4 protein-coding genes are annotated in these 7,124 nt (G+C 49.0%); 2 read left to right on the forward strand and 2 right to left on the reverse strand.

Features of this window, described 5'->3' with window-relative positions:
- Positions 1-39 precede the first annotated feature (39 nt).
- Positions 40-1,161 carry a TRAP transporter substrate-binding protein gene (locus J7545_RS23190; RefSeq protein WP_318697949.1) on the forward strand — a complete coding sequence of 374 codons (1,122 nt, stop codon included), beginning with the start codon at positions 40-42 and terminating at the stop codon, positions 1,159-1,161.
- A gap of 253 nt (positions 1,162-1,414) precedes the next feature.
- On the opposite strand, the gene J7545_RS23195 is transcribed toward J7545_RS23190, so the two are convergent.
- Together J7545_RS23195 and J7545_RS23200 are read right to left on the reverse strand one after the other, a co-directional pair.
- Complete coding sequence (locus J7545_RS23195) at positions 1,415-2,323, reverse strand: ROK family protein (protein ID WP_318697948.1); 909 nt, start codon at positions 2,321-2,323, stop codon at positions 1,415-1,417.
- A 65-nt stretch (positions 2,324-2,388) separates the two neighbouring features.
- Positions 2,389-5,682, reverse strand: a complete 3,294-nt coding sequence (locus tag J7545_RS23200) for an AMIN domain-containing protein (RefSeq protein ID WP_318697947.1) — start codon at positions 5,680-5,682, stop codon at positions 2,389-2,391.
- Between the two features lie 288 nt (positions 5,683-5,970).
- Between J7545_RS23200 and proX the strand changes: the two genes are divergently transcribed.
- Entirely contained in the window at positions 5,971-6,984 is a 1,014-nt protein-coding gene (proX, locus tag J7545_RS23205; RefSeq protein WP_318697946.1) for a glycine betaine/L-proline ABC transporter substrate-binding protein ProX, read from the forward strand.
- Positions 6,985-7,124 lie beyond the last annotated feature (140 nt).

Here is a 7,124-nt window from a genome sequence, read left to right on the forward strand (position 1 = left end):
ATTGACTCTTCAATCTGCTTTTTAATATGAACTTAACCTATGAAACGCCGTAAATTGTTAGCCTATACCACAACAGGAGCAGCTACTACCTTAGCCCTAGCAGCCTGTAGTGCCCAAACCACCACTTCACAAAACACTAGCACCCGTCCCACCAATAGCGCCCTCCCTAATATCCGCTGGAAAATGGCCACCAGTTGGCCAACCTCCCTCGATACCCTCTATGGGTCAGCTAAAATGGTTGCCGATAAAGTCGAAGCCATGACCGATGGGCGATTTATTATCGAAGTCTTTGCTGGTGGAGAAATTGTCCCTGGACTGCAAGTCTTGGATGCCGTGCAAGCGGGAACCGTTGAATGTGGCCATAGTGCCAGTTATTACTACATCGGTAAAAATCCAGCCCTCGTATTTGGAACCACCGTTCCCTTTGGCCTCAATGCCCAACAGCAAAATGCTTGGCTCTACTATGGTGGTGGTCAAGAAATGATGAATAAGCTCTATACAGATTTTAATGTAATTGCCTTTCCTGCCGGCAATAGTGGCGTACAAATGGGCGGCTGGTTTAAGCGTCAGGTGAATACCGTCGCCGACTTAAACGGTTTGAAAATGAGAATCCCTGGATTTGGGGGTAAAGTCCTAGCCAGTTTAGGGGTTAATGTACAGGTATTACCTGGAGGAGAAATCTTCCTCGCTTTAGAGCGGGGGGCTATTGATGCAGCCGAATGGGTTGGCCCCTATGATGATGAAAAATTGGGCTTGAATAAGGCCGCCCAATATTATTATTATCCCGGTTGGTGGGAACCCGGTTCGACCTTTGAGTTACAGGTGAATATAGACCAGTGGAATCAATTGCCCAAAGAATATCAGGATGTTCTCAGGAGTGCGGCGGCTGATGCCAATATTCATTGTTTAGCTCGCTATGATACCCTCAATCCCCAAGCTCTCAAACGGCTTAAAGATGGGGGAACCCAATTACAACCCTTCAGCCCAGAAATTTTAACTGCTTGTCGCCAAGCAACTCAGGAGTTGCTTGCACAACAAGCCAGTGAAGAGCCTTCTTTTAAGGAAGTTTATGACTCTTGGAAACAGTTCCAAGCAGATATTTTTAGTTGGCACGCAGTGAGTGAGTTAGGTTACTCGAGTTTTGCCATTGGTCAGTCCTAATGAATAGACTTCTTGCATAAGTCAGGCAATAGGAAATAGACATCAGAATCCAGGATTTTTGGATTACGATTCATTGTCTGCTCAATCAGGCAAGAGTTCTAATACTTAGAGTAGATTTAAATAACTGTGAGAAAGGCGTTGTAGGGGCACATTTTTTTGCCCCTACTCATGACTCATACAGCACTTTGCTTGCGTTATGAAACACAAGCTTGAATCCTCTCTCTCCATTTACCACAACCCTATTCCCTATTCCCTATTCCCCAGCGCAAAGCGCTGTATAATGTTGCCAGGCTAGTTTAGCTGCGCCCACCATTCCCGCTTGATTGCCTAATTCAGCGACTAAAACCTGGAGTCCTTCGCGCGAAGTCGGTAGAACCCGCTGTTCAATTTCTGCTAGGGTAGCAGGGAGGAAGTAAGGGGCACTTTGACTAATTCCACCACCAAGAATAACTGCTTCTGGGGTTAAAATATAGATCAAATTGGCGATTCCTGCCCCTAAACGGTGACCGTAGTTTTCCCAAAAATCTAAGGCTTGTCGGTTCCCACTTTCGGCAAGGTGGCCAAGTTCTTGCGGTTCAAGATGCCCTTGACGGCGGATAGCAGGAATAGACACTTGTTGTTCTAAGGAGCCTCGGTTACCACTGTTGCAAGGATGACCGTAGAGGTCAATAGTGATTAAGCCCAGTTCTCCGGCTGCGCCATGGCGACCGGTAAATAATTTGCCATTTATGATGATAGCTCCACCGACTCCGGTTCCGAGGGTGAGCAAGATCAGGTCTTGGAAGTTGCGGCCGGCTCCAATCCAGGATTCACCTAATCCAGCACAGTTTGCGTCATTAGCGAGGACAGTGGGTTTACCCGTTTTGCTTTCTAACCACGAGGCTAGGGGTACATCTTGCCAGTCACATAGGTTGATGGCAATGCGAGCAATTTTACCGCTTCCATCTACGGGGCCAGGGACTCCAACTCCCAAGGCTAAAGCGGTTTGCTCTGGGTCAAGTTCGGCAAGAGTTGGGAGTAGAGCAGTAAGGACGGCTTCTGGCGTTGCGGGTTGGGGGGTGGCAATGGTGAGAGTGTTTTGGCAACTGCCATCTTGAGTAAACCGGCCCAGTTTTATGCCGGTTCCGCCGATATCGATGCCGATGACTGTGGGTTGGTTCATGGTGGAGGGATGGAGAATGGGGAAATGAAGGGATTAGGTTTTTCCCTATTCCCTATTCCCTGTGGTTATCTGCCAGGATAGCGGAAGCCTCGGTTACGAAGTTGTTGCTGGACGTTGGGGCTGGGGGCGTAGCCATATCCCCAGTTTGCATCTTCTACATCTTGGATGATATTGGGAGTAACCACAATCACCACTTCTGCACGCTCAGAGTTCTTTTCCGTTCGACGGAACATGCGGCCGATAATGGGTAGGTCTCCAAGAATGGGTAGTTTAGAAACAGTTTCTCGTTCTTGGTCTTGAATGACTCCAGCAATCAAAAGGGTTTGACCATCGCGCAGACGAATTTTACCTGAACTTAACTCTCGTCTCGAAACCAATGATACTTGTTGTTGTAGTCCACCTATAAGGATATTAAAAGTACCTGTTGGGGTAGAGATACGAGGATTAATGGTCATGGTAATAAAGCCATTATCATCAATTCGATCTACGACAATTGGCATTAATAGACCTACATCTTCAAACTCAGTGTTAACTGTGGTGGTGCTAGTATTGGCATTAATAGTCGTTTCTTGTTCCACGTTAACAGGGATGCGGTCTGTGAGGTTAATCGTTGAAGTTTCCCCTTCTTGAATGGTAAGAGTTGGGTCAGTAAGGATCTTAGCTGTTCCTTCTTGAATATTCGCTTCCAGTTGCGCTAGGAACCGGTTGGGATATTGGAAAACTTGCGGCAGTCGGTAGGTAAGTTGGGCAGCTTGGCCAATAATAGCGGGTAAGCCATTAAGAGCAGCACCTGTAGCAGCAGAAATAAGTTCTCCAGTGGGGTTAGTTAAGGCAGGAATGTTTCCACCTCCTGGAACAAGTTGACTCAATAAGCGGGGAACGCCGTTGGCATCGAAAAATTGAGGAGCAATGGCTTGAGTCGCAGAAACTAAATTTTGACCATTAGTTAGGGGCTGGAAGTTACCCCCACCAGGGGTTAATTCACTCAATAGGCGAGGCGTACCTGTAGTATCGAAGAACCGGGGAGGTTGGGCAGTTACGGGTACGGGGCCATTGACGGGATTAATCAGGGGTCGGAATGTGCCCCCTCCTATGGTTAAGTCACTAAAGTTGCGGGGAACGCCATTAATATCAAAAAATTGAGGCGTTGGCGTACCGGTTTGAGCTGGCGTGAGAACCGCTCCACTCGTGTTTTGTTGCAAGGGTGCAAATGGCCCGTTAGCACCAGGAAGTCCGGGAATATTTAATTCACTGAGTAGTCGGGGCGTACCGGTAGAATCAAGGAAATATTGGGGCCCGGTTCCAGCCGAGACGACATTCCCGGCAGGATTGAGCAGAGGCTGGATATTTCCACCACCAATGGTGAGTTCGCTCAGTCTTCGAGGTTGACCGTTGGCATCAAAAAACTGCGGGGCTTGCGCTCCAGCTCCAGCCGTAATCAGGGCCCCATTGGGAGTTTGTAGCGCTGGTAGCTGTCCTCCACCGAGTTGCAGCTCACTCAAGAGCCTAGGTTGACCAGTATTATCAAAAAATCGAGGGGCTTGAGTGCCAGCAGTGGGTGCAGTAACGAGATTATTAGTTTGATTGACTAAGGGTTGGAATGCGCCTCCCCCAACGGTGAGTTCGTTCAAACTGCGCGGAATCCCATTACGGTCATAGTACAAGGGTGGGGTTCCGGAAGAGGGGGAGACTTGACGACCGGCAGCACCAGGAATCCCAACAGAACCGTCAAATCCAGTAACTCCGGCAGTCGTGGGCGAGCCACCAGGGGCGAAAACAGAACCAGGTCGGTTTTGCCCTGAGGGAACCAGTTGGCCGGTGGCGGGGTCGCGCACCAGTTGGGTTCCATTGGGGTTGATAAAAGGGGTTCTTCCCGCAAGGGGGTTGGCGACAACGGGACGACCAAACTGATTAGTGCGGGCTTGATCGGCTGTAGGTGGTCTTAAGCGTCCAAAGTTGGCGATGCCTCGACCTCCATCAACCACGAAGAAAGAATCCCCGGAACCAAAGGAAAAACTACTGTTAGAAAATTCTTCAGCATCAAGGTTAATGTCAATGACTTTGACATTGACGGAGACTTGACGGCGGCGTAGGTCTTGTTGGGAGAGCAAACCGGTAGCAATTTCCACTTTGCGAGGGTCACCGACGAGGGTGATGGAGTTGAGACGCTCGTCGGCAATGATGGATAGGCCGCGCAGTAGGAGGGGACCGTTGGCTTCTTGGACGGTGAAGTTTTCAATGCTAGTCGTTGTTTCTTCTGTTTCCCGTCGGTCTACTCCTTCACCTTCTACTACGCGCGTGGTGTTGGTAACAACTCGTTGATAGTCGGCTCCTTGGGAGGCGAGGAGGGTGGCGGAGGCTTCAGCTTCGGCTTGGTTGAGGCGGAGGGTGCGGGTAATGACGGGACTTGATTCGAGAGGCAGGTTGGTCCCGACGAAAATGGTGCGGCCAACGCGGTTGGCTTGCAAGCCGCTCAGTTGCAGGACGCTGTTAAAGACGTTTTGCACGGGTTCATTTTCGATGTCGAGAGAAATAGTTGATCCAGCAACAGATGTGGAGGCTCCGGCTTGACCTTCGGGAATTTCACCCCCTCCTGCACCGTCGGTAAAGGCGAGGTTCATGCCGGCTACCCGTGCGAGCAGGGCGAGAACATCGCGCACGGGGGCATCCCGGAGAACGAGACGAGGGACGTTTTCGGAGGAGCCGAGGTTGATGGTGCGCCCGGATGCGTCAATGGTGGATACGGAGATTTCACCGAGGGGTGGGGAGATCGCTCTTTGCCGGAAGGGAGGCGCGACACCTGTTCCGGGGGGTAGGCTGGGGATGCCGTTTTGCAAGCTTGGTAGCGGTACTCCGTTGTTGGGAGCGCCCTGGGCAATGGGTTGGGGTGGCGTTTGAGCGACCGGCTGGGGTACAGGGGGCTGGAGTGCAGTGTTGGCAGTGGGTTTAGGGTCGTCTTGCTTGAGGGAGAGAATGAAGTTAGAGCCGTCTTGGATGCTGATGCGGCCGCTGAGACTACCTTGGTTACCGGTGACGGTGACGCGAACGCTGTTGCCATCTATGGAGTTGATGCGAACGGCGGCAATGCCTGGAGCGGGGTTGGCTTGCATGAATTCGCCGCTGGGAATGTTGAGCTGCATGTTGGAGATGTTGGCAACCCATTCGTTGCCGTTGGGCACGGCAAATATTTGGGGGCGATCGCCTTCTTGAGTATTTAGGATGACTTCAATTCCGTCATTCTTGGGGTTTAGGGAGACGTTGGTGATTTGGGTCGGAGCCGCCCAAGCCGAAGCATTGGCTACAATCACGGCGGCACTACCGAGCAGCGCTCCACTTAGTCCAAATTGATACTTTTTCATTGCTCTCCTCACGCGATCGCTTTAGACACTGAAATTGAAGATAAACTGTATGCAAACCCCGTTTAAATGAGGGTCTGGTTACTTAAGCATAGATTATGGTTACTTATCATTCCCTAAGTGACCCTCAATCGTCAATAGTGTAAAGCAAATTTGTCAAGTGTGGGGGAATGAGGAGATGGGGGAGTGGGTAGATAAGGCAATAGGGGAATTTTCTATTCCCTATTGCCCTCATTTATTGGATTACGATATATACCGGACTTATACTATTTTTTTATGATCCCTAAATGTATGCCTGGAAAATCATATCGTCGGTTGTTTTCGTCCGGTGTGTTGTTGGCGATCGCGGTGGGCTTGATGAGCTGTCGGTCTAATTCAGACTCGACTGAAGATACGCTGGTGCGTTCCGCCCATAGTAGTTGGGTTGAGGAGAGCTTTCAAACGGAAGTGGTCAATATTGGTTTAGCTAAATTGGGTTACCCCATTGAGAGTCCGACAACGTTAGATTATCCAGCCATTTATCTATCTCTGGCAACTCAAAATCTTGATTATAGTGTGGTGTCTTACGATGCGGGTCATGAATCTTTATTTAATCAGGCTAATGGCAATAATGAGTTAGAGAAAGTTGGCAAAGTGATACCGCCCGGCTCTCAAGGTTATCACATGGATAAAAAAACGGCTGATGAGTATGGGATTTCTAATATTGAACAGTTGAAAGATCCCAAAATTGCCAATCTCTTTGATACGGATGCCAATGGCAAAGCAAACTTAGTTGGATGTAATCCGGGTTGGGTTTGTGAATCGGTGATTAATCATCATCTCAAAGTTTATGGACTCGAGGATACGGTAGAACAAGAGCAGGGAAATTATACGTCCCTTTTGGCGGATACCATAGATCGTTACGAGCAAGGAAAGCCTATTTTCTATTACGCTTATAATCCACATTGGATATTTGCTGTTTTGAAACCCGATCGAGATGTGATGGCTTTAGAAGTTTCTTTCACCTCTTTACCTGAGCATATGGTAGGGATAATGGAAACGGATACGACGTTTGAGGGAAAAAATTTGGGATGGCCGGCTGTGGGGCAACGTTTTGTGGTAAATCGAAAGTTTGCATCTAAAAATTCGAGGGCTAAACGTTGGTTTGAATTGCTGAGTATTCCAGTAGCCGATATGAATGAAGTGAGCTTACAAATTAAAGAGGGGGCTGATACTCCAGAGGATATTCGCCGTTTAGCTCAGGAATGGGTGAGTGAGAATCAAGCACAGTTTGACGCTTGGTTGGCAGAAGCGAAAGAGGAATAGCCCTCTTTTGTCACTCTGCCGAATCAAGTGAGAATTAAGTGAAGGGATTTATGCTGACGAAAAAAAGTATTGAAATTGATTGACACGGTGCAGCAATGGGTGAAGTGATGAGAGTAATTGCCAATCCGGAAAAACTTGAA

This window comes from Roseofilum sp. SBFL, assembly GCF_017746885.1.
In the GTDB taxonomy this organism is placed as follows: domain Bacteria; phylum Cyanobacteriota; class Cyanobacteriia; order Cyanobacteriales; family Desertifilaceae; genus Roseofilum.

Coding starts and splice junctions, on each gene's coding strand:
- proX (WP_318697946.1), top strand. CDS start 5,971: ATGCCTGGAAAATCATATCGTCGGTTGTTTTCGTCCGGTGTGTTGTTG.
- J7545_RS23190 (WP_318697949.1), top strand. CDS start 40: ATGAAACGCCGTAAATTGTTAGCCTATACCACAACAGGAGCAGCTACT.
- J7545_RS23200 (WP_318697947.1), bottom strand. CDS start 5,682: ATGAAAAAGTATCAATTTGGACTAAGTGGAGCGCTGCTCGGTAGTGCC.
- J7545_RS23195 (WP_318697948.1), bottom strand. CDS start 2,323: ATGAACCAACCCACAGTCATCGGCATCGATATCGGCGGAACCGGCATA.